The sequence below is a fragment of the Roseofilum sp. SBFL genome, assembly GCF_017746885.1.
Classification (GTDB): domain Bacteria; phylum Cyanobacteriota; class Cyanobacteriia; order Cyanobacteriales; family Desertifilaceae; genus Roseofilum.
The window spans coordinates 40,697-61,907 of record NZ_JAGHZH010000160.1 but is presented as its reverse complement, the minus strand read 5'-3'; the positions used below and the strand labels follow the sequence as shown (position 1 = coordinate 61,907).

At 45.5% G+C, this 21,211-nt stretch carries 18 protein-coding genes and 1 pseudogene; 14 read left to right on the top strand and 5 right to left on the bottom strand.

The annotated features are described in order from the left end of the window. The first annotated feature begins 210 nt into the window (after window positions 1-210). The 12 genes and pseudogenes from J7545_RS17200 to J7545_RS17145 all read left to right on the top strand — a co-directional run bounded on the left by J7545_RS17200 (window position 211) and on the right by J7545_RS17145 (window position 11,960). Window positions 211-714 (top strand): annotated as a pseudogene (locus J7545_RS17200) (thermonuclease family protein). 46 nt (window positions 715-760) lie between these two features. Then, window positions 761-1,594 (top strand): inositol monophosphatase family protein, encoded by an 834-nt coding sequence (locus J7545_RS17195; protein WP_318700245.1) that lies wholly within the window; start codon window positions 761-763, stop codon window positions 1,592-1,594. Window positions 1,595-1,643: 49 nt separating this feature from the next. Further along, window positions 1,644-2,564 carry a J domain-containing protein gene (locus J7545_RS17190; RefSeq protein WP_318700246.1) on the top strand — a complete coding sequence of 307 codons (921 nt, stop codon included), beginning with the start codon at window positions 1,644-1,646 and terminating at the stop codon, window positions 2,562-2,564. Continuing rightward, on the top strand, window positions 2,564-3,799 hold the full coding sequence (locus tag J7545_RS17185) for an ATP phosphoribosyltransferase regulatory subunit (protein ID WP_318719913.1): 1,236 nt from the start codon (window positions 2,564-2,566) through the stop codon (window positions 3,797-3,799). Before J7545_RS17190 ends, J7545_RS17185 begins: the two co-directional genes overlap by 1 nt. A 143-nt stretch (window positions 3,800-3,942) precedes the next feature. After that, entirely contained in the window at window positions 3,943-4,173 is a 231-nt protein-coding gene (locus J7545_RS17180) for a ferredoxin family protein (RefSeq protein WP_318700248.1), read from the top strand. A gap of 15 nt (window positions 4,174-4,188) precedes the next feature. Further along, on the top strand, window positions 4,189-5,313 hold the full coding sequence (locus J7545_RS17175) for a hypothetical protein (RefSeq protein WP_318719912.1): 1,125 nt from the start codon (window positions 4,189-4,191) through the stop codon (window positions 5,311-5,313). Between the two features lie 78 nt (window positions 5,314-5,391). After that, window positions 5,392-5,634 carry a hypothetical protein gene (locus J7545_RS17170; protein WP_318700250.1) on the top strand — a complete coding sequence of 81 codons (243 nt, stop codon included), beginning with the start codon at window positions 5,392-5,394 and terminating at the stop codon, window positions 5,632-5,634. A 212-nt stretch (window positions 5,635-5,846) separates the two neighbouring features. Continuing rightward, the gene (locus tag J7545_RS17165) at window positions 5,847-7,754 is read left to right on the top strand and encodes an EAL domain-containing protein (RefSeq protein ID WP_318700251.1); all 1,908 of its coding nucleotides are present in this window, start codon (window positions 5,847-5,849) and stop codon (window positions 7,752-7,754) included. Further along, window positions 7,736-9,322 carry an AMP-binding protein gene (locus tag J7545_RS17160; protein ID WP_318719911.1) on the top strand — a complete coding sequence of 529 codons (1,587 nt, stop codon included), beginning with the start codon at window positions 7,736-7,738 and terminating at the stop codon, window positions 9,320-9,322. The genes J7545_RS17165 and J7545_RS17160 overlap by 19 nt, the downstream gene beginning before the upstream one ends. Window positions 9,323-9,396: 74 nt before the next feature. Then, window positions 9,397-10,569 (top strand): class I SAM-dependent methyltransferase, encoded by a 1,173-nt coding sequence (locus J7545_RS17155; protein ID WP_318700253.1) that lies wholly within the window; start codon window positions 9,397-9,399, stop codon window positions 10,567-10,569. 302 nt (window positions 10,570-10,871) lie between these two features. After that, window positions 10,872-11,399, top strand: a complete 528-nt coding sequence (locus J7545_RS17150) for a hypothetical protein (protein ID WP_318700254.1) — start codon at window positions 10,872-10,874, stop codon at window positions 11,397-11,399. Window positions 11,400-11,408: 9 nt separating this feature from the next. Continuing rightward, complete coding sequence (locus J7545_RS17145) at window positions 11,409-11,960, top strand: Uma2 family endonuclease (RefSeq protein ID WP_318700255.1); 552 nt, start codon at window positions 11,409-11,411, stop codon at window positions 11,958-11,960. Window positions 11,961-12,157: 197 nt separating this feature from the next. Here the strand turns inward: J7545_RS17145 and J7545_RS17140 are convergent, their stop codons facing one another. Beyond that, a complete protein-coding gene (locus J7545_RS17140; RefSeq protein ID WP_318700256.1) occupies window positions 12,158-12,451 on the bottom strand; it encodes a hypothetical protein in 294 nt (97 codons plus the stop codon). Window positions 12,452-12,646: 195 nt separating this feature from the next. On the opposite strand from J7545_RS17140, the gene J7545_RS17135 reads away from it, so the two are divergent. Both J7545_RS17135 and J7545_RS17130 read left to right on the top strand, forming a co-directional pair. After that, window positions 12,647-13,222 (top strand): Uma2 family endonuclease, encoded by a 576-nt coding sequence (locus tag J7545_RS17135; protein ID WP_318700257.1) that lies wholly within the window; start codon window positions 12,647-12,649, stop codon window positions 13,220-13,222. Next, window positions 13,216-18,219: a tetratricopeptide repeat protein gene (locus J7545_RS17130; RefSeq protein WP_318719910.1), complete on the top strand. Its 5,004-nt coding sequence runs from the start codon at window positions 13,216-13,218 to the stop codon at window positions 18,217-18,219. Before J7545_RS17135 ends, J7545_RS17130 begins: the two co-directional genes overlap by 7 nt. Before the next feature lie 50 nt (window positions 18,220-18,269). Here J7545_RS17130 and mog read toward each other — a convergent pair whose 3' ends face one another. The 4 genes from mog to ychF form a co-directional block, all read right to left on the bottom strand. Further along, window positions 18,270-18,800: a molybdopterin adenylyltransferase gene (gene mog / locus J7545_RS17125; RefSeq protein ID WP_318700259.1), complete on the bottom strand. Its 531-nt coding sequence runs from the start codon at window positions 18,798-18,800 to the stop codon at window positions 18,270-18,272. A gap of 65 nt (window positions 18,801-18,865) precedes the next feature. Continuing rightward, entirely contained in the window at window positions 18,866-19,300 is a 435-nt protein-coding gene (locus J7545_RS17120; protein WP_318700260.1) for a SufE family protein, read from the bottom strand. Window positions 19,301-19,529: 229 nt separating this feature from the next. Next, window positions 19,530-19,958 (bottom strand): hypothetical protein, encoded by a 429-nt coding sequence (locus J7545_RS17115; protein ID WP_318719909.1) that lies wholly within the window; start codon window positions 19,956-19,958, stop codon window positions 19,530-19,532. Window positions 19,959-20,059: 101 nt separating this feature from the next. Next, window positions 20,060-21,151, bottom strand: a complete 1,092-nt coding sequence (ychF, locus tag J7545_RS17110) for a redox-regulated ATPase YchF (RefSeq protein WP_318700262.1) — start codon at window positions 21,149-21,151, stop codon at window positions 20,060-20,062. Between the last annotated feature and the right edge of the window lie 60 nt (window positions 21,152-21,211).

The window sequence follows — 21,211 nt, the reverse complement described above, 5'->3', positions numbered from 1 at the left end:
GGAGACAATGACTTGAGAATGGGTTGGACAAGATTGGTAAAGGAAGCTAGCATAGGCGAGAATATTATTTGAATATTTGAGGATAGAATACCATATTTTATCCTCTTTTTTTCGGCATTAAGCTAACATTCAACACTTCTGTAAACTTCCATATTTTAGTTTGATGGTGTCGGTTGAAACTCAATTAGCCTATTATAGCTCAATTTGTCCATGAATATTAAAAAACTGATTATACTAGCGAGCAGGATTATTCCTCTCTGGGGCTGTCAATCTTCTTCTCCAGGGGGGAAAACGGTGACTGTGGTGAGAATGGTGAGTGGAAATACCCTAGAAGCAATTGGAAATCGTTCCACTTCTGAAACCATAAGACTGATGGGTATTAGTGTCCCATCCGCAGAACAGAAACCTTGGGGAATAGATGCAAAGGAATATCTAAAAGATCGTCTTGAAAAACAAGCTGTAATTCTAGAATTGGATCGAGAAATTGAAGATAAATATGGGCATACCTTAGGCTATATTTGGTAGGATGGAGCGTTGATTAACGAAGAATTGGTCAAAGAAGGGTATGCTTTAGCTCAGGAATGGTTTCCCAATACCCAATATAGTCAACGTCTTCAGTATGCCGAACAAAGAGCAAGAACTCTGGAGCTTGGTATTTGGAATCGAGAAAACCAGATGCGCTTGACTCCTAGTGAGTTTCGTTATCAACAGTAGGAGCGAAAAAATCGCCCCATTACCCATTACCCATTACTCATCATCCATGACTGACAATTTACAAACCTATCTAGAGATTGCCACGGAAGCTGCTTTAGCTGGTGGTGCAGTGGTGATGTCTTACCAAGGAAAATTAACAGATATCCAGGAAAAAGGCCGGCCGGGAGATATTGTTACGGAAGCAGATAAGGCTTCGGAAGCGGTGATTTTAGAGATATTGCAGCGTCATTTTCCCGACCATAGTATTTTAGCGGAAGAGTCGGGAAAATTGGGCGATCGCCAAAGTCGATATCTGTGGGCGATCGATCCCCTCGATGGGACAACCAACTACTCCCATGGCTATCCCAATTTCTCCGTTTCCATAGGCTTATTAATCGATGGAGTGCCCCAAGTAGGGGTAGTCTTCGATCCATCCCGTCAAGAACTCTTTCGCGCGGCACAGGGCTTAGGAGCGACGCTAAACCGCCAGGCGATCGCCGTTTCCACAACTCCAACCCTAGCGGATAGCCTCCTCGTTACCGGTTTCGCCTACGATCGCCGAGAAACCGACGATAATAACTATGCCCAATTCTGCCATTTTACCCATTTTACCCAAGGAGTCCGCCGGGGAGGTTCCGCCGCTATTGACCTGGCCTACGTTGCCTGTGGACGTTTAGATGGCTACTGGGAAAGGGGGTTGTCCCCCTGGGATATCACCGCTGGTATGGTTCTAGTCAAAGAAGCTGGAGGGAAAGTGAGCGCCTATGATGGCAGCATGTTCGATATAACAACCGGTCGGATTTTAGCCACCAATGGGCATCTTCATGACCCCATGATTCAAGTCCTCTCGCAAATTTCCCCTTTCCCCCCTCAATGGAGAGAATTTATAACAATTAGCTAAGAGTACACTAAAATGATAAATCATCCCTTGGCACAGTCAAACAGCGAGTATGTCTTTTAACATTAATCAAGGTCTGTTTCAACTTGACTTCACCGACTTTCACGCCATCCTAGGAGTTCCCATCCAGGCAGACAGTCGGCAAATTCGTAAGCGCTATATGCGCATTGCAAAAACCCTCCATCCAGACAGTAGTTCCACGGGAACCCCAGAAGAAAAACAACAAGCCAGCCAAATCCTCTCCAAACTGGTAAACCCAGCCTATGAAAAACTTTCCCAGGAGAAAGAATACAAAGAATATATGGTAATGTTGCGCCTCAAAGGCCAACAAGCTACTCAGCAAAACAGGGGTGAAACCTTACAAAGTGAGGCAGCGAAAAAACTGGCCCAAGCGAAGGACGTGGAAGTTGAGTATAAAAAAGCAATGGAAGATTTGGCAACTCAACAATACCAATCCTTAGATGACTTCAGTAAAATTACTGGGGAAATTAGCGAACTGAATATGGTTTACCTGATGCAGGTAGGGAGTTCAGGCGCAAAAGCAGCTACTAAACCGAAAGCCGCCACTCCTCCTCCTCCTAAACCCGAAAACCCACCGCCTCCTCCTGCACCGAAGCCTGAGAAAAAATCACCGATTGACGGCTATTATGGGCGAGCGAAGGAACTGGTTGAAAAAGGGAACTTCCCAAAAGCAATCCTAGAATTGCGGGATGCTCTCAAGTTAGAACCAACCAATAGTGATTGCCATAGCTTAATGGGTCTGATTTACCTCAAACAACGGCAGAAAACTATGGCTAAAGTCCACATCAACAAAGCTCTCGAAGGCGATCCCAAACATGCGGAAGCTCTAGAATCCCAGAAAAAACTAGAAGCGTTGATGAAAAAACGCACGGATGCGGGCAAAACCGATCAAAAAGCCAGTCAAGGGATTAAGATATTCGGGATTACGATTGGTGGTGGAAAGAAAAAGTAATGGTTTATCAGTCTGCTCCAGGGGCTAGGGATCTACTTCCCCTAGACGTTGCCCAAAAAAACTGGATTGAAGACCGTCTGTATCAAGTGTTTCATCAGTGGGGTTACCATCGGATTATTACCTCAACGTTGGAGAGATTGGATACATTGATGGCAGGAGGTGCGATTAATCGCTCTACTGTGATTCAACTTCAGCAGGGTCAAGAAGAGTTAGGTTTGAGGCCGGAAGTGACGGCCTCCATTGCCCGCACTGCGGCAACTCGTAAATATTTTAACCGGGTGACTAATCCCAAACGATTTTATTATAGTGCTAATGTTTTCGTGCGATCGCCGAAAGGAGACTATGGTCAGCAGCAGGAATTCTATCAAGCTGGAGTAGAATTATTGGGTGCTGGTGGAGTAGCGGCTGATGCTGAGATTTTATTATTACTGGCGGATTGCCTACAAGCCCTAGAATTCAGTTTAGATCAATGGGTTTGGGTGATTGGAGAAGCCGGATTAACTCAGTCTCTGTTGTCCTCATTCCCAGCAGAATATCAAAAACCGATCCGAGAGGCGATCGCCAGTCTAGATTATATTGCCTTACAACAGCTCGATCTCCCTGAAGACTTACAGCAACGGGCACAACTGCTTTTCAACCTTCGGGGGGAACCCTCCCAAGTTTTCCAGAACTTAACCGCCCTCGATCTGACTCCAGAAGAACAGAGTAAATTAGAAAACTTAAAAACCTTAATCGACCTGCTACAAGAGAGTCGCCCCAATCAACCCCCTTTACCAATTATTGTGGATTTGAGCTTAATTCGCACCTTTGATTATTACAGTGGCATTGTCTTTGAAGTCGCCAGTCGCCAGGGTACAGAAGTGAAAATCCTCGGTCAAGGGGGACGCTACGATCGACTGGTAGGCGTGTATCATCCCCAACATGAAAGCTTGCCCGGTATTGGCTTTTGTCTGAATATCGAAGCCTTGCAACAGGTGCTTCAAGGGGGCGATCGCCTGCCGACCGAAATTCCCGCCAGCGACTGTCTCGTGGTTCCCTTAACCCATCGAGCTTTGGGCGCTGCATTCACCTATGCCGAAACCTTGCGCTCTCAAACGTCCAGCATTCGAGTCCAGGTAAACTTACTAGAATGGGAAACTCAAGAAGCAGTTAGAAACTATGCCAAAGAGCGGCGGATTCCCCAAATTGCTTGGATAGATGCCCAAGGTAACCCCCAGATTGAATCGATTTCCTAGCGTAGGAGCGAAAAATGTTTTGCCCCTAGAATACCTTCACTAGGCTTAACAAGGGGCAACCCGCCCCTTGCCTTCTAAAGATTGATGAAGGTATTGCCCGACTCAACCCTATTGATGAACCTTACCCGATCGACAGAAACACCATGCCTCATACCATTGTTACTAATATTTGTGAAGGAGTCGCCGACTGTGTAGAAGCGTGTCCCGTGGCTTGCATTCACCCCGGTCCGGGTAAAAATACGAAAGGAACGGATTGGTTTTGGATTGACTTCGACACTTGTATTGATTGTGGAATTTGTTTAGAGGTTTGCCCAGTAGAAGGGGCAATTCTGGATGAAGAAAAGCCGGAATTGCAAAAAACACCCTCTCCCTGATGGGGGAATGGGGAAATGGGGGACGCAGAAATTACCTATTACCTATTAATGAATTTTGCCCAATTTTGTCAAAATTTAGGAGATCCGAAAGTCTATTATCCCCAAGTGGCGGCGGCTACGGGTGGGGTGGCGGCTAGTATTTTGGCTTGGCATATTCTACAGCAACAGGGCGATCGCTCCGGCAACTGGATCAGAATCAATGGCCAAGACCTCACGGCTCAAACAGGCTTAAGTGAGGCAGAACAGCAACTTGCTCGCCAACAGTTAGCCCAAAAAGGATTACTCGAAGAGCGTCTTGTACCGGGTAGAGGGGATGTAGTTGATATGCGCCTCAATCTGGAACAGCTAGAAATGGCTCTTCAGCCTGGAGAAATGCGTGCTTCTTCGCCTCCTGCTGACCCCTATTTTCCGGCAAAACGCCAGCCGATCGCAGTTAGCGTCACTCCCCATTACCAATTTACCGGCCCTTGGACTTCTCAAGAACAATTTGAAGCCTTTCAGTCCCAACTTCTGGAGTATGCCAAACAAAAAGGCTTAGATAATCCATCGGGATGGATGTTTAAGATTGTCGATGGACTCACCAAAGGCATGATTTCACCCTTTTGGGAGGAGTTTATCAGCGATCGCCCCTTGGGGTCGAGTCAGCAAGTCAAACGGGATTGGGAAATTGAGGCGGGAGTGCCTTATCCTGCCTTTGAAGAAGAACGAATTCAATATTATGTGCAGAAGGGAGAACCCCTAGAAGTCGCTGTTTCTAGAGCGCGAGCTGACTTAAGAAAACCGGTATTGGCTCAAGATTTATGGGCAGGATTTCTGCGAAAGTGCGATCGCCTCGCCGATCGAGCGCTGAAAGCCAAACAACAAGGCTTAACCACGCCCTATCTACCTCCTTCGTTTACTCAACGACCCGAAATTACCAAAGAACAGGTAATGGAGAAATTATTACAAGTTTCTGCCCCGAGCGCCTTGCCTGAATCTGAACCTTCTGGCGATCGAGACGCTCCCCCCTCCCTAGAGCAATTGCAAAAAGCCTATCAAAGTCCCCTGGGGCGCAGTTGGGTTAAACAGCAACTCCAGCAACATCCCGAATGGGGATATGAGATTATTGATAATCAAGTGCAACCCTCGTTGCCCTTTTAGAGGAATAGGAGGAGATGGGTAGATTACCCATTCCCCATTCCCCATTCCCCATTCCCTATTCCCCATTCCCCATTCCCCATGGAACCGTTACATCAAATCGATTCTCTACTTCCAGGAAGACCTCAGATCGGCCCTGAGCAGCGTCAAAAACAGGCTCAAGAGCGTCGAGAGCTGGAAAAACAAGAAGGATATCAAAAGCTGCTTGACTTGTGCGCGATCGCCGAACCAGAAGCCGCTCAACGACTGGCAGCCGCTCATCCTCAATGGGGATATAAGATTATCAATGGTTGGGTGCATAACCAGGCTGAGGACATAAAATAGTCGCTTCAGGAGAATCCAGTGTGTTTTACAATAGGGGAAACCTGAACTTAAGTTGACTTTTCTCAGATACTCCCTTCAAGAGAGATAAAATTACTCTTGGATAACTGTGGCGATCGCTGGCTCCATAATCTAGCCTTCACTCGTACAACCGCTCCTGAATGTTGTTCTCGTCTTTTTTCGTGTCTAGATCATATCCATCTGCCAATGAACGAATGGATCAGATTCAATTATCTTTGCCCCTCGGAAATATCTTACTGGTCGATCGCCAATCCCAAGGATTTGAGGATTTAGCTCACCGATTCAGTCAAGAAGGATATACGCTGCGCCATATTCCTAATCCTCTGATGGCGCTAATGATTGCCCGATCCACTCAGCCAGATTTGATTATTCTTAAAGTGAGCGAGATTCAATCGGAAGATCGCGATCTTTGTTTAAACCTGAAACAAAATATCAAAACCTGTGAAATTCCGGTCGTTTTAATTGCCGATCATCGGCTAACGATTCAATCAGAAACATTGGTCTCTATGGGGATTTTTGATTGTATTTTTAGTGGCTATAATGAACCGGAAACGATTATTCGATTAAAAACCCAGCTTAAAATCCAGAGCTTAAGCAAAAAGATTAAACAACAACAAGCTTGTTTGCAGCAAGAAATCCGCGATCGCCAAGCTGCCCAAGTCCAAGTTGAACAACTCAACCTGGAACTAGAACGACGGGTACAAGAGCGGACAGCACGACTAGAGGAAGCCAATCAAGAACTGAAAAAAGAAATTATTGAACGTCACAAAGTTCAGAAACGCCTCCATCATCAAGCCTATTATAGTAACTTGACGGGATTGCCGAATCGGACATTATTTTTAGAGCGGTTAGAAGATGCCGTCAGCCGGCAAAACCATCAACCTGATTATCGATTTGCTGTCTTGTTTATTGATGGCGATCGCTTTAAAGTCATCAATGACTCTTTAGGTCACGCGATCGGGGATCAATTGATTGTTGCCATGGCTCGTCGATTGGAAAACTTAACCCGTCTGATCGATACGTTAGCCCATTTAGGCGGTGATGAGTTTGCGATCTTACTCGAAGAAATTCGTAACTTAGAAGAAGTAACTGGAATTGCCAAACAAATTCATCAAGAATTTCTCGCTCCCTTCGATGTCGATCAACATACAGTATATTTAAATATTAGTACTGGGATTACCTTCTATATGGGAGAAGAACGCCCTCCTCAAGAGATTCTCCGAGATGCAGAAACGGCGATGTACCGGGCAAAAGCGTCAAGGCAAGGGAGCTATAAGATTTTTGACTCAGCTATGCACGCTAATGCCGTATCCTTGCTACGCCTAGAAATGGATTTACGACAAGCTCTAAAACGCAATGAATTTTATTTACAATATCAACCCATTGTTTCCTTGAAAACGGGAAAAATATCGGGGTTTGAAGCCCTGGTGCGTTGGCAACATCCGGAACGGGGATTTATTCCACCCAATGAGTTCATTCCGGCAGCAGAAGAAACGGGCTTAATTGTGCCCATCGGTCGTTGGATTTTAAAGGAGGCTTGTCAACAACTAAGGATTTGGCAAGAGCGGTATCTCAACTATTTTCCGATTGCCATCAGCATTAATTTGTCAACCAAGCAATTCTTACAGGCGGACTTAATTGAGCAACTCGATAAAGTCTTGCAAGGGGTGGAAATTGATGGAAACTTAATCAAACTGGAAATCACGGAAAGTGTGATTATGGAAAACGATCAATCAGAGATGCTAATCGAAAAGTTTCAAGACCGCCAAATTCGCGTGTGTTTAGATGATTTTGGCACGGGTTATTCTTCTCTAAGCTATCTTCAGCGCTTAAAAGTGGATACCTTGAAAATTGACCGCTCGTTTATTCGCGACTTAGATGAAAATGAAGATAATCTGAAAATTGTCGAAGCGATTATTACCCTAGCTCATCAATTAGGTATGGATGTAACGGCTGAAGGAGTGGAAACCATAGAGCAAATTAAACAGTTACAAGTTCTAGGCTGTGAAATGGCTCAAGGGTACTTTTTTGCCAAACCCTTGGATCACGATCGCGCTGCACAGCTTATTGTTAACCCTCCCCAATGGTTACAGGAGGAGTAATGGTGAATATTACCTATCGTCTTCAAGAACAGTGTAGTCAGTCTGGGAATTGTCCGGCCATTATTGCCCAGAAACAGTCGATTTCTTTTTCTGAATTGGATATAGCTTCAAGTCGTGCGGCGGCTTATTTGCAAGAGTTGGGGTTAAAAGCAGGGGAGCGCCTTCTCGTATTCTTGCCCATGTCTATCGATCTCTACATTGCTTTACTGGCGCTGTTCAAACTGGGCATGATTGCCATGTTTCTCGATCCTAGCGCTGGTCAAACTCATCTGGAACAATGTTGTGAGATAGCCCCCCCTCAAGGACTGTTGGCAACGCCAAAAGCCAGTTTGCTGCTGTTAAAATCTCCAGCTCTACGGCGGATACCTCTGAAATTGGTTCCCAATATTTTTCTTCCGGGGCTTAAAAATTGGCAGCGTTGGCGGAGTTATCCTCCTTCACCAACTGTGTATCCAGCGACGGCTGAAACGGCTGCCTTGTTAACGTTTACCAGTGGTAGCACGGGGAAACCGAAAGCGGCTTTGCGTACCCATAGTTTTCTGCTCACCCAGCATCAAGTGTTAGCGCATCATCTGCATCATCAACGCGGAGCGATCGATTTGACAACCCTGCCGATCTTTATTTTGGCGAATCTGGCTTCTGGAGTGACTAGCCTTATTCCTGCGGGAGACTTAAGAAAACCGGGATTGGTTAATCCTGCTCCCATTTTGCGGCAAATTCAAACCCATCAACCCATCAGTACGGCTGCTTCTCCAGCATTTCTGGAGCGTTTGGTGAGTTATGGCGAACAGCACGAGATTGGGTTGGAAAGCTTCCAGCGTATTTTTACAGGGGGCGCTCCGGTTTTTCCTCAATTGTGCGATCGCCTGCAAAAATGTGCCAAAAGTGCCCGAGTTATTCCCATGTATGGCTCCACGGAAGCCGAACCCATCGCCCATACTTCGACTTCGCTCAGTAACCGGACTTCGACTCCTTGCTCTCTTGGTGGACTATACGCAGGTTATCCTATACCGGAAATCAACCTAAAAATTATCCCCGACTCCTGGGGAACACCCATTGCGCCCCTGACTCCTGAAGCCTTTGCTGAGTATACCTTACCGCCCCTAACCGCCGGGGAAATTGTGGTCAGTGGAGACCATGTTTTACCCGGTTATGTCAACGGTGTTGGGGATTTAGAAACCAAATTTCGCGTTGGGGATACCCCTTGGCATCGTACTGGAGATGCGGGTTATTTGGACACTGAGGGGAATTTATGGCTGCTCGGCCGCACCCGTGCCAAGATTGAGGACGATAAAGGGATACTCTATCCTTTAAGTGTAGAGGCGATCGCCCATCAATTCCCGGCGATCCAACGCGCTGCCCTAGTTAAGTATCACAACCAACGCTGGCTAATTTTAGAATTAAATCCCCTACACCCGGCTGATGAACATCAATTCTCCCAGCTCAAATCAGCCCTGGAATTTGCCCAAATTGATGAAATCAAAATTGTATCTAAAATCCCCGTTGATGCCCGTCACAACGCCAAAATCAACTATCCTGCCTTAGAAAAAATACTCGATCAACTCTAGGCAAAACCTGGGCAATTAAGAATCTTACGCTAAAATCAAGCCACTCTGATTCACGAATGCGGAACTCAACAGCCATGATGACTTCAGAATATCAACATCCTGTTTTACCGAAAGCAACCCATGATGAAAGGGCGCGTCAAGAATTTGTCATGAGCTTCAAAGGCTATTTGCAGCACAAGATCTTTCCTAGCATCAAAACCCTGTACGAGCAAGAAATAGAGCCAGAATTAACCGCCCAGAATACCCCCAATCCTCAGCCTTGGGAAATTCGTCGCCTCATGAAAAAACAACCACGCTATCAGTGGATGGGTGCCTTAAAACGGCTGAATCAGGAAATGCTTTGGCAGTCGGTGAGTATGAGTGTTGAGCGACAACTGTCAGAATTGATTGAGCGGTCTAAACCCAAACATCCCTCCTTGGGTTCTTTGACCCTAGACCCCAACTTTACCATACCTTCCCATCAAACCCAGGTGGATATTCACTGTATGCCTGGGGGATATCATACAGAAGACCAAGACGATGATGTTACCGCAGGCGCTATTTATGACCATGGCGTTTATCTTTATGGGTTAGGATGGTTGGGTTCCTTGAATGATGACTTAGGACAGAGCCTCATTCATCACTATCTGAAAGACGAATATCCCCAGTTTCAACCCCAGAATATTCTTGATTTAGGCTGTTCGGTTGGTCACAGTACCCTACCCTATGTGGAGGCTTATCCAGAAGCAGAAGTACATGGGGTAGATCTGAGCGCTCCCTTATTGCGGTATGGTCATGGTCGAGCAGAAGCTTTAAACCGCAGGGTTCATTTCCATCAACAAAATGCGGAGTCTATGACGTTTGCGGATGGTTCCTTTGATTTAATCGTCAGTCACATTTTATTCCACGAAATCCCGGTTTCGGCCATTCGACGCGTGTTGAAAGAGTGCGATCGCCTCCTGCGTCCCGGTGGTATGATGGTTCACCTAGAATCTCCTCCCTATTCCTATCTCACTCCCTATCAAGCTTTCTTATTTGATTGGGAAACAGCGAATAACAATGAACCCTATTGGAGCGCGATGAAAATTCAGGATCTGGCAGCGTTGACTACTGAAGCTGGGTTTAAACCGGATTGCATTACCCAAAAGTTTATCCCCAGTTGGTTGAGAACTCAACACTTAACAGTCAATAAAGGAGCATTAGCCAGCCGAGGGACTTGGTTTATCTTGGCAGTAACTAAAGATAATGGAGGTATGCAAGAACTATAGCTCTATGAAATCTGAAAAGAGGCGCTGGTATAGTTGCACTAAGACGATTATAATAGACCAGTAAAAAACTTGATCGCCAGTATTTTTTTTTAAAATTTAATAAAGGATATTAAATTTTAGTGGATCGTCAAAACATGAATAAGCGCACTCAAAATAAGAGAGAAAGAGAAGCAAGAGAGGAAAGAGAAAGAAAAGAAAGAGTGGGAAGAGAAATAAGGAAAGATCCAGTTTGTCATACTTTTGTTTTTGAAATAACAGAAGGTGATGGCGAGACGAAATTATCTTGGAAAATCGATTATCTCATGCTTCTCAAATTTAATGCTACAGATATAGAAATAGACCATGCGATCGCGCAAATTAAGGGACTAATTTCCCAATACCCAGACTACCAAATATTAGATGACTTAATCATTCTTTTTGAGGATATAAATTGGCGAACTCATTTAGTCGCTTGTGTAATTCTTCTACTGCTGGATGATGTTGAACTCTATTTAGAGTTACTGTGGTCTCGAATCAAACACGGCAGTTGGGTTGCACCGCAACTTGTTGCCACAGCCCTATTAATCGATCGCGACTTCACGGCAAAAGCCGAGCGCTTGTTAGAAGATAGTAGAACTTCTGATAAATCGGCGATCTCGATCGCGGCAATTTTTGATAAACTCTACCCCCACCAAAAATTATCGCCCATCCAATTAAAAACAATTAGCCATGCTGAAGAACGTACGGCTCGGGTGGAAGGGATACCTCTTGTGAGTAATAGAATTACTACTGGTTGGCTATCTAGAGTGTGTTCTATCATGGAGATCGGCAATCCTTTGATTAAAGATTAAAGTGATTTTATGACCCTTACCACCTATAAATGGACAATCGATCGCTATCACCATGCCATCCGCGCAGGTGTATTCAACGATAAACCGCTAGAACTCATACGCGGAGAACTTATTGTTATGCCACCAGAAGGAGAAACCCACGCTTACTACAACAGCGAAGTTGGAGATTATCTGCGCAGTTTGTTAGGCAACCGTGCCAAAGTTCGCGAAGCACACCCCATCACCCTTAATAATAATTCCGAACCTATTCCAGATCTTGCGATCGTTAAACCTCTGGGACGAGTCTACTTAGAACACCATCCCTATCCGAGGGATATTTTCTGGATTATTGAATTTGCTAACACTACCCTAACTCAAGACCTAACGACGAAAAAACAAATCTACGCTGAATCGGGAATACCAGAATACTGGGTTGTGAATCTCCAAAAGAATCAACTTCACGTCTATACCGATCTTCAAAAGGGAATCTATGCCACGGAAACTATTTTAACAACAGGGACGCGATCGCCGATTGCGTGTGCGGATGTGGAGATTGAAGTACAACGGTTGATTAACACATAGCGCTCTATCTGCACTATATCCTATTGGCCCATTCCTGAGATGATCGATCGCATTAAATACTCTCCCATACCCCTGCTTTGACAAAGAGAGATAAATGCTTTACGTTACTTGTCGCAACGAGTACCTCATGGCCATAATTTTCTAACGAAAGGGCTTGAGCTGCTAGAATGCAGAATCTAAGATAATAACTTCAGCCATTAAATGGATGTTCTTTGTAGAGATTCAATGAGTTTTAAGGATTCTTTTTGTTCGCATTCGTCATCCAACTCAGACCAAGAGGCAAACATCTCTTGTAATCTTTGCTGTTTGAGTTGTTTGTCTTGACGATTGCCACTATTAAGACGAACCATCGCATCATTCCAATTCTGCACGGGATTGGTTTGAACAGTCTGTTGACGAAGGCAACGAACCAGTTCTAGCAAACCGGGGATATCTTCTTCTGGAATTTGCTCAATTTCTTGAAGTAGAGCGAGTTTTTGATGGTTGGACATCTTTGATGGGTTATTCATAGTTTTGGAGGATAGTGGCGATCGCACTCTAGCTTCACTATATCCTATTAGCCCATTCTCGAACTGGACTGCGATCGCTCTGCTGTATCGAACGACTAGCCAGCGCACGATCGAGCTAAAATTGAATTACCATGGCTTCAGACAGACGGGTGAGGATGTCAATAAGGAGATCAAACCATGACCACATTCATTTTAAACAATCCAGAAAGCGCCTCAATTACCGAGGAACAATTTTATCAACTTTGTGCTGCCAACCGCGACTTAAAATTAGAACGAACGGCTCGAGGAGACTTAGTTATTATGCCACCGACAGGAGGAGAAACAGGAAGACGGAATTCCGATATTAATGTTGAACTCAATTTATGGAACCGACAAAGCCAATTAGGAATAGTCTTTGATTCTTCCACTTGCTTTCACCTTGCAGACGGTAGCGATCGCTCTCCCGATGCCTCTTGGATACCTTTAGCTCAATGGGAAGCCTTAAGCGCAGAGCAGAAAGACAAGTTCCCGCCCTTGTGTCCCGATTTTGTCATCGAGCTGCGATCGCCTAGCGATTCCTTAACACTGCTACAAAATAAAATGCTCGAATATATGGATAATGGTACTCGGTTAGGTTGGCTGATTAACCCGAAAAACTGTCAAGTTGAAATTTATCGTCAGGGACAAGAAAAAGAAACATTAGACAATCCAACGACCTTATCCGGAGAAGATGTTTTGCCCGGTTTCAGTTTAAATTTTAACTTGATTTGGTAAATTCTTATTTTCTGCCCATTTATGCAAGAGATCTATGGTTTGCGGACAAACGGGTAACTACCATGAATCGTCTTTGCTTTGCCTTCTGGTTAACAGTGCTGGTGACAACTGAATCGGTGGCGATCGCCCCGAAACCTAACCCAGAATCTATTCTCACCCAGAATTGTTGTCTCGTTTTGGCTCAAGACTTGGTGGAGAAAGGCGATCGCTTAAGAGGGCAGCAAACCTTGACGGCTCAATTGCCGGCGATCGCCCAGTGGGAAGAACTCCGTTACCGATGGCACAGGGCGGGGAATTCCGAGCAGGAAGCGGCAGCTTTAATTAAACTTGGCTTGATTTACCAATATTGGGGAGCCACTACCCCAGCGCGGGAGCGTTACCGTGATGCTTTAGCTTTGGCTCAACAGCTTGGCGATAGGCGAAGCCCCGCCAGAGGCGAACGCCTCCAAGAAGCCTTTATTTTAGGTCAACTAGGGAGACTTCACCACACGGATGCCGATCGATGGCAGAAAGAATGGCAATTTGCGAGCGATCGCGGTTTTACATCAGTTACCTCTCGTCACTCGGAAACTTTAAACCAACACCGTGCCAGGGACTCGGATCAAGCTACCCAATTCTTTCATCAAGCCTTAGCCATTTATGAAGCGTTCAATCAATCGCCTCAAACCGCAACCTTTGCCTCGCGACAGGGGGAAGCACAGTTGCTCAACTGGCTGGCAGAATCGAAAACCGATACCAGCGAACGATACGAATTGTTCCAGCAAGCGTTGACTATTTATGAAGAGATTGGCGATCGCCAAGGCGAAGCGGTTGTTCTGAGCAATTTAACTCAATTGCGCTTATTTGAATGGTTTGACGAGCAAGCTGGATTGGACGTATTCGATCGCTCTCGAGCCATTTATCAAGACATTGGTGCATTGTCTTCAGAAGATAGCCATTGGGCAAAACAACAGGACGTTCGGCTCTTAAATATAATGGTTCGCTATTGGTGGGAGGAGAATCAAGCCAGAGCGTTAGAGTTTCACCAGCAAGCTTTGAGTCTGGCTCGTGAGATAGACGATTTCGATGGCGAAGCCTTAACCTTGGAAATTTTAGGCGATCGCTATCTTGCCTCCGATAATCTGCAACAGGGATTAGCGTTTTATCAACAAGCCTTAGCCATTTACGAAAATCTGGGAAATGGGGTTAAGCAAGGGGAAATGTTGAATCATGTAGGGAATATCTATAGCGATCTGGGAGAACCTGCTAAAGCACTAGAATACTATTCCCAAGAACTCGATCTATTAGCAGGAATGAGTCATTTTTATACTCAACTTGGGGATACAAAGAGAGCATTAGATTTCCAATATCGCCAACCCATTGTTTTGGGTAAGTTAGGTCAAATTTACGATCGCTTAGAAGAACCAGCCGCCGCCTTGGAGCAGTATAACAAAGCACGAGAAGTGTATCAAGCGGTCAATGACTTGCAAGGGGAAGCAACCTTTCTGTTAGCGATCGCCGAACGCTACGGCGATCGAGAACATCAGGACAAAATACTAACCTTCTTAAATCAAGCCGTTCAAGTGTATCAGCAAGCTGGTAATGGAGAAGGAGAAGCCCAGATTTTAGATAAAATTGCCACCATCCATTTATATCGATTTGGAGAGTTGGAGCGGGGATTAGAAATCCTCGATCGCGTGTTAAACATTTATCAAACTATCGGCGATCGCTCCGGGGAAGCTAGAACCCGTTACCGCATTACATCGGTCTACAAAAAAGATTTACAAGACCCCGAAAAAGCCTTAGAGTTTTATCATCAAAGAGTCTCGATAGACCGTGAATTGGGGGATAGTATCAGTGAAGTATTTCATTGGAGAACGATCGCCAAAATTGACTACGAACTCGGTAATCATGACACAGCACGAGAGGGGTTCGATCGAGCGGCAACAGTTTATAAAGAAGAAGGAAATTTAGAGCGAGAAGCGAGAACATTAATTGAGATTGGGGACGACTATAGCCAATTAGGAGAACAGGAACTCGCGTTAGAGTTTTACCAGCAAGCAACCCCCGTTTATCAACAATTTGGAGACTATAAAAAAGAAGCTGCCAATCTGAGGCAAATTGCTGAACTCTATTACGGATTAGACAATATAGACCAAGCTATCCTTTTATTTTCCCAAGCCAGGCAAGTTTATCAAGACAATCGCGATCGTTCTGGAGAAGCATGGGCGCTGTACCGAACGGGAATAACATACACGACTCTGGGGGATTTGGAAAATGCTTTAGCCTCTTATAACCAAGCCTTGAAACTTTACGAACAAGAACCCGATGCATCTTTCCGAGAAGAACGAACCCTGGATATATTCCTGCGAATGAGTCGAATTTATGCGTATTCGGAACAACCAGAGAAAGCAATAAAGTTTTGTTCTCGATCCGTCAGTTCTGCTCAAGAATTTCTTGGTTCTAAACAGATGAAACAGGCCGAAACTCTTCGAGAGATTGGGAAAACTTGCTATCAGATTGGGAATCCACAGAAGGCATTAGAAGCATTTAATGCATATCGACAACACTATCAAAAAATCGGCAAAGATGAAGCAGTAACTGGCTTAATGCGCGTGGGACAAGATTATGCAGAACTCGGAGATATTGAACAGGCGTTATATTTTTTTAAGCAAGCTAGAAAAGTCTATCAAGATCGTAATCTTTCGGAAGGAGAAGTCAACACCTTAACTTGGATCGCTAACATCTATTTTCGTTCGGGAGACTATCCGGAAGCCTTTGAGTTTTACAGCGAAGCCTTACGTTTGACTCAAACCATTAACAATCGTCAAAAAGAAGCCGAGATTCTATCAAAACTCGGAGACATTTATGTAGAGTTAGGAGAACGAGAAAAAGCGCTCGCCTCCTATGAGCAAGCGTTGCAAATTTACCGCAACCTGGGAAATGGCAGGAGAGAAGGAGAAACCTTGGAGGATTTAGGGACAGTTTACGAGCAATTGAAAGAGAGAGAAAAAGCGCTGGAGTTTTATGAAGACTCTCTAACTCTTTTTGACGAAAGGGGTTTGCGATGGAAACTAGGTGCGAGTCTGCGAAAAATCGGTCAACTTCACTTTGAATTGGGGAATTTAGAACCAGCTTTGAGGTTCTTTAACCAGTCATTAATTGTTGCTGATAGACGATATGATTTCCTTTATGTTGAATTAGGCAAGGTTCATGCTCAGTTAGGCAATTTAGAGCAAGCCTGGGATGCGTTCAACACTGCTCTGAAATTAGATCCCGTTCCGGAAACTAAGGCAGATAGCCTCTTGGGAATGGCACGAATAGAACGCCAGCGCGGAAACCTTAACATGGCTTTGAATCGCATTGAAGCGGCGATCGCCCTCATCGAAGAAGTACGCGCTCGAAAAAATTCCCCGGAAGAACGACAAACCTTTTTTGCTGCTAAACAGCTCTATTACGAGTTCTACATCGACCTATTAATGGAGTTGCATCAACAACATCCAACTAAAGGTTATGATGCGCAAGCGCTGAATATTAACGAACGCTCTCGCGCTAGAAGCCTCCTAGAACTCCTTGCGGAAGCAAATACCGATATTCGCAAAGGAGTCGATCCGGATTTAGTGCTTCAGGAACGCCGCTTACAGCAACAATTAGATGCCCTCGATCGCCGGGAAGTTGCCCTGTATCAGGCAGAATTTACTCAAGAACAAGTCGTTAACCTCAAACAAGAACGGCAATATCTCTTGAATCAATACAAGGCTCTACAAAGGAAAATCCGAGAAGTAAGTCCGAGCTATGCCGCCCTGACTCAACCTGAACCTGTGACTTTAGAAGAGATTCAGCAAAATATTCTCGATCGCGATACCTTAGTCCTACAATATGCTTTAGGTGAAGAACGTAGTTTTCTCTGGGCAATTACCCAAGAGAGTTTAACCTCTTATATTCTTCCGTCTCGCCAAGACATTGAGCAAAAAGCTAGAGAGTTTCGTAACGATATCGTCCATCCTCGCTCTCGCCATCAACCCCAAAGGGCGATCGCCTCTGGTGAAGCATTAAATTCCCTCATTCTCCAACCTCTCAGAGAACACAGCGATAAAAAACGTCTGGCGATCGTTGCTGATGGAGCCTTACACTACATTCCCTTTAGCGCTCTCCCCAATCCCCATGCTAGAGAAAACAGCTTGAGTTCGTTAGTCGAAGCTTATGAACTCGTCCATCTTCCTTCCCTATCTACCCTAGCCATTTTGCGTCAAGATTTTTCCCAACGCCAAAGCGCACCTCAAGCATTGGCGATCATTGCCGATCCAGTGTTTAGTCGAGATGACGAACGGTTAGAGAATCATCCTTCTTCCTCAACATCTAATTCTGTGTCCTTACTTCCCCGTGCCACCACAGATATAGGCGTTCAACTCCAACGACTGCCCGGTACTCGGCAAGAAGCTGAGGCGATCGCCTCCCTTATCCCGGAATCCCAACGGATTCAAGCCTTTGACTTTGAAGCCAACTACGCTTTTGCCACCCATACTCCATTAAACCAGTATCGTGCCGTCCATTTCGCCACCCACGGCATTCTCAACAGCGTCAATCCCGAACTGTCGGGGTTAGTGCTATCCTTAATCGACGAACAAGGCAATCCCAGCAATGGATTTCTGCGCCTCCACGACATTTACAACTTAGATTTATCTGCTGATTTGGTGGTTCTCAGTGCTTGCCAAACGGGACTAGGGAAAGAAATTCAAGGAGAAGGCTTAATCGGATTAACCCGAGGGTTTATGTATGCGGGTACACCTAGGGTACTCGTCAGTTTATGGAATGTTGATGATGCCGCCACCGCAGAAATGATGGCTCGTTTTTATCGCCTGATGTGGCAAGAACAATTATCGCCCACAAAAGCCTTGCAAGAGGCACAACTGGAGATGCAAACCGAGACTCAATGGAGAGCGCCGTTTTATTGGGCAGGGTTTACTCTGCAAGGAGAATGGGAGGAAATTAATGACCAGCTTCATAATTTGAATTAATCCCCATTTATCCGCGTATATATAGTGAATTCGATTAACAATGAGACAGTTTACTTTTTCTTGGGTCGAAAGACTTGAATCACGTCCGAATTACACTCTAGATAGGGTGCGCCAATTAAGTCTAAACAGTAGGGAATGGCGGGAAATACAGCATCTAAACATTCGCGAATGGATTTCGGTTTACCGGGAAGATTAACAATTAAAGCGCTGCCGCGAATGCCTGCGGTTTGTCGCGATAAAATAGCTGTGGGAACATATTGCAGGGATACGGAACGCATGAGTTCCCCAAAGCCTGGTAGCATTTTGTTGCAGACTTCTTCCGTGGCTTCCGGGGTTACGTCCCTGGGAGCGGGTCCGGTGCCTCCAGTGGTGACAACGAGGGAGCAGTGGCGATCGTCAATGAGGGAAATAAGGGTGGTTTTAATGGTGTCATAGTCGTCTGGGATGACCTCATAGACGGATTCCCAGGGACTGGTGAGATATGCTTCGAGTCGGTCGATAATGGCTTTTCCAGAGAGGTCTTCATAGACTCCTGCGCTGGCTCGGTCTGAGGCGGTTACAATTCCAATACGGGTATTCATAGGGCATAAGGAATAGGGAAACGAGGGTAGAGCGTGCTACCCAAACTAACAGTGTTGTGGAGGGTTTAGTTGTTCATAGAAGCGACGATCGCCTTTTTTTTCATCGTCTCAAAGATATTGTAAAACCCATTAGCCCGAGACGGCGTTAAGTTTACACATAATCCCGTCTCTTGGATGAAGTCTCCAGAGAGAGTGGCGACTTCTTCAGGGCTTAATCCATCTAATCCTCTGACGAGTAATGCCACTAAGCCTTTGGTCAACTGGGCATCAGAATCGGCTTGATAGTGTAGTTTCCCGTCTTCTAGGGTCGCCGTGACATAGACTTGGGAGACACAACCCGGGACTTTATTTTCTTCGACTTTATCTGTGTCTGGAAAGGGAGGTAATTTCTTGGCGTAGTCAATGAGTTGCTCGATGCGACGCTTTGGATCTTGAGAGCGTTGGAAGCGTTTGACAATTTTATCTAAGTTAGGGGGTAGGGTTTGAGTTGTTTCGGTCATAGTGCGATCGCCACCAATATCATTAATCCATTGTCGTCACCCTGGATTTTAATGGATCGATCTGCTTAACCTACCCAGACTTAAGATATTTTTCCTGTTAGTTAAATTCTTCAAGAAAAAGGAAAAGCGCCTGGGAGTCTGGCCATGTTTCGACCCCAAGCGCGTTTTCCTTTCACTTTACTCCTCACCACCAACCACAGTCTATCACATTTCGATCATCTGTCAAGGGTTAAGAAGATTTTTCTAATAAATCAGCCCGAACACAGCCCACTTCAAAGGCCGCATACCAGTGGCCGGCGGTTTCATAAAAGTGGCTAATCTCCACACTTTTACCGCTATAGGGCAGAACAATCCGATCGCCTGCTTTGCGTCCTCCATATTCGGGTACGGGTTCTGGTTGTTCCATTTTTGGCAATCGGGGAGCATCCTGAACTTTACGGGGTTTAGGGACTTTAGAGGCTCGTTCGGGTTTCGCCTCGGGTTTCACCTCAGGTGTCGCCTCGGGTTTCGCTGAGGGCGTAGTTTGAGGTCTTCGAGGTCTTTGAACAATTTCCGGGGGTTTGGGCCGTTGAACTTTAGGGGGAGTTAAGGAGAGTTCTGGCTTGGGTTCCGGTTTAGACTCGGGGGGCTGGCGATCGCTAGAATTGGATTTTGTCATCTTTAAAAACAGGGAACATGCAAAACAAGCATACATTCGATCTATCTTAGAAGATTTGTTCAACCCCCCTGAGCTAATTTCCGCACGCCTCACTCCCCACTTTAAACATTAAACCGGAATAACATCACATCCCCTTCTTGCACCACATACTCTTTACCCTCGCTGCGTACCAGCCCTTTTTCCTTGGCTGCATTCATAGAACCATTACTGACTAAATCCTGGTACGCAATAGTTTCAGCCCGAATAAATCCCCGCTCAAAATCGGAATGAATTACGCCCGCAGCTTGGGGAGCACTCATCCCTGCTTGAATAGTCCAAGCGCGGGTTTCCTTGGGCCCAGTGGTTAAATAGGTACGTAATCCCAACAGGGTATAGGTGGCACGAATCAACGATTGTAGACCCCCCTCCTCTACGCCCAAACTGGCCAGAAAATCGTCCCGGTCTTCTGGAGGCAGTTCAATTAACTCTGACTCCACCTGGGCGGAAATGGTCACTACTTGGGCCGTTTCTTGGGCCGCCATTTGTTTGACCACCTCTACCCATTCATTACCTTCGGCTAAATCATCTTCAGATACATTCGCTGCATAAATAATCGGTTTAGCCGTTAACAGACCCAAACCTTGAATGCTGTCGAGTTCTTCCTCATTCAAAGACGCTAAACGGGCAGATTTTCCTTCATTCAAGACAGGAAGTAGTTTTTCCAGGGCACTCACTTCGACCAGACCGTCCTTATTACCTCTGGCTTGCTTACGAGCACGGTCTAATCGCCGTTCAACTTGACTCAAGTCAGCTAGGGCCAACTCTAGATTAATCACCTCAATATCCCGACTCGGATCGACAGAACCGGAAACATGAATGATATCATCATTTTCAAAGCATCGAACCACATGCACAATGGCATCTACTTCTCGAATATTGGCTAAAAACTGGTTACCCAGGCCTTCACCTTGACTGGCTCCTTGGACTAAACCAGCAATATCAACAAATTCAATCCGCGTGGGAACGATTTGTTCCGATTGGGAAATTTTAGCCAATACGGACAGGCGTTCGTCAGGGACGGCAACCACCCCAACATTGGGTTCAATTGTACAAAATGGAAAATTAGCCGCTTGTGCTTTAGCATTGGCGACTAAGGCGTTAAATAACGTTGATTTGCCCACATTGGGCAGTCCAACAATTCCAGCTCTGAGCATTAGTGGAGTTTGTTAATGAAGTTTCAGGTTGTTAAGTTGATTTAAGTGTGTACCGATCGC

Bases quoted from the DNA above. Each gene is read 5' to 3' on its own strand.
- J7545_RS17190 (WP_318700246.1), top strand. From the start codon at position 1,644: ATGTCTTTTAACATTAATCAAGGTCTGTTTCAACTTGACTTCACCGAC.
- ychF (WP_318700262.1), bottom strand. From the start codon at position 21,151: ATGCTCAGAGCTGGAATTGTTGGACTGCCCAATGTGGGCAAATCAACG.
- J7545_RS17120 (WP_318700260.1), bottom strand. From the start codon at position 19,300: ATGACCGAAACAACTCAAACCCTACCCCCTAACTTAGATAAAATTGTC.
- J7545_RS17150 (WP_318700254.1), top strand. From the start codon at position 10,872: ATGCTTCTCAAATTTAATGCTACAGATATAGAAATAGACCATGCGATC.
- J7545_RS17195 (WP_318700245.1), top strand. From the start codon at position 761: ATGACTGACAATTTACAAACCTATCTAGAGATTGCCACGGAAGCTGCT.
- J7545_RS17115 (WP_318719909.1), bottom strand. From the start codon at position 19,958: ATGACAAAATCCAATTCTAGCGATCGCCAGCCCCCCGAGTCTAAACCG.
- mog (WP_318700259.1), bottom strand. From the start codon at position 18,800: ATGAATACCCGTATTGGAATTGTAACCGCCTCAGACCGAGCCAGCGCA.
- J7545_RS17155 (WP_318700253.1), top strand. From the start codon at position 9,397: ATGATGACTTCAGAATATCAACATCCTGTTTTACCGAAAGCAACCCAT.
- J7545_RS17140 (WP_318700256.1), bottom strand. From the start codon at position 12,451: ATGTCCAACCATCAAAAACTCGCTCTACTTCAAGAAATTGAGCAAATT.
- J7545_RS17180 (WP_318700248.1), top strand. From the start codon at position 3,943: ATGCCTCATACCATTGTTACTAATATTTGTGAAGGAGTCGCCGACTGT.
- J7545_RS17135 (WP_318700257.1), top strand. From the start codon at position 12,647: ATGACCACATTCATTTTAAACAATCCAGAAAGCGCCTCAATTACCGAG.
- J7545_RS17175 (WP_318719912.1), top strand. From the start codon at position 4,189: ATGGGGGACGCAGAAATTACCTATTACCTATTAATGAATTTTGCCCAA.
- J7545_RS17170 (WP_318700250.1), top strand. From the start codon at position 5,392: ATGGAACCGTTACATCAAATCGATTCTCTACTTCCAGGAAGACCTCAG.
- J7545_RS17145 (WP_318700255.1), top strand. From the start codon at position 11,409: ATGACCCTTACCACCTATAAATGGACAATCGATCGCTATCACCATGCC.
- J7545_RS17185 (WP_318719913.1), top strand. From the start codon at position 2,564: ATGGTTTATCAGTCTGCTCCAGGGGCTAGGGATCTACTTCCCCTAGAC.
- J7545_RS17165 (WP_318700251.1), top strand. From the start codon at position 5,847: ATGGATCAGATTCAATTATCTTTGCCCCTCGGAAATATCTTACTGGTC.
- J7545_RS17160 (WP_318719911.1), top strand. From the start codon at position 7,736: ATGGTTACAGGAGGAGTAATGGTGAATATTACCTATCGTCTTCAAGAA.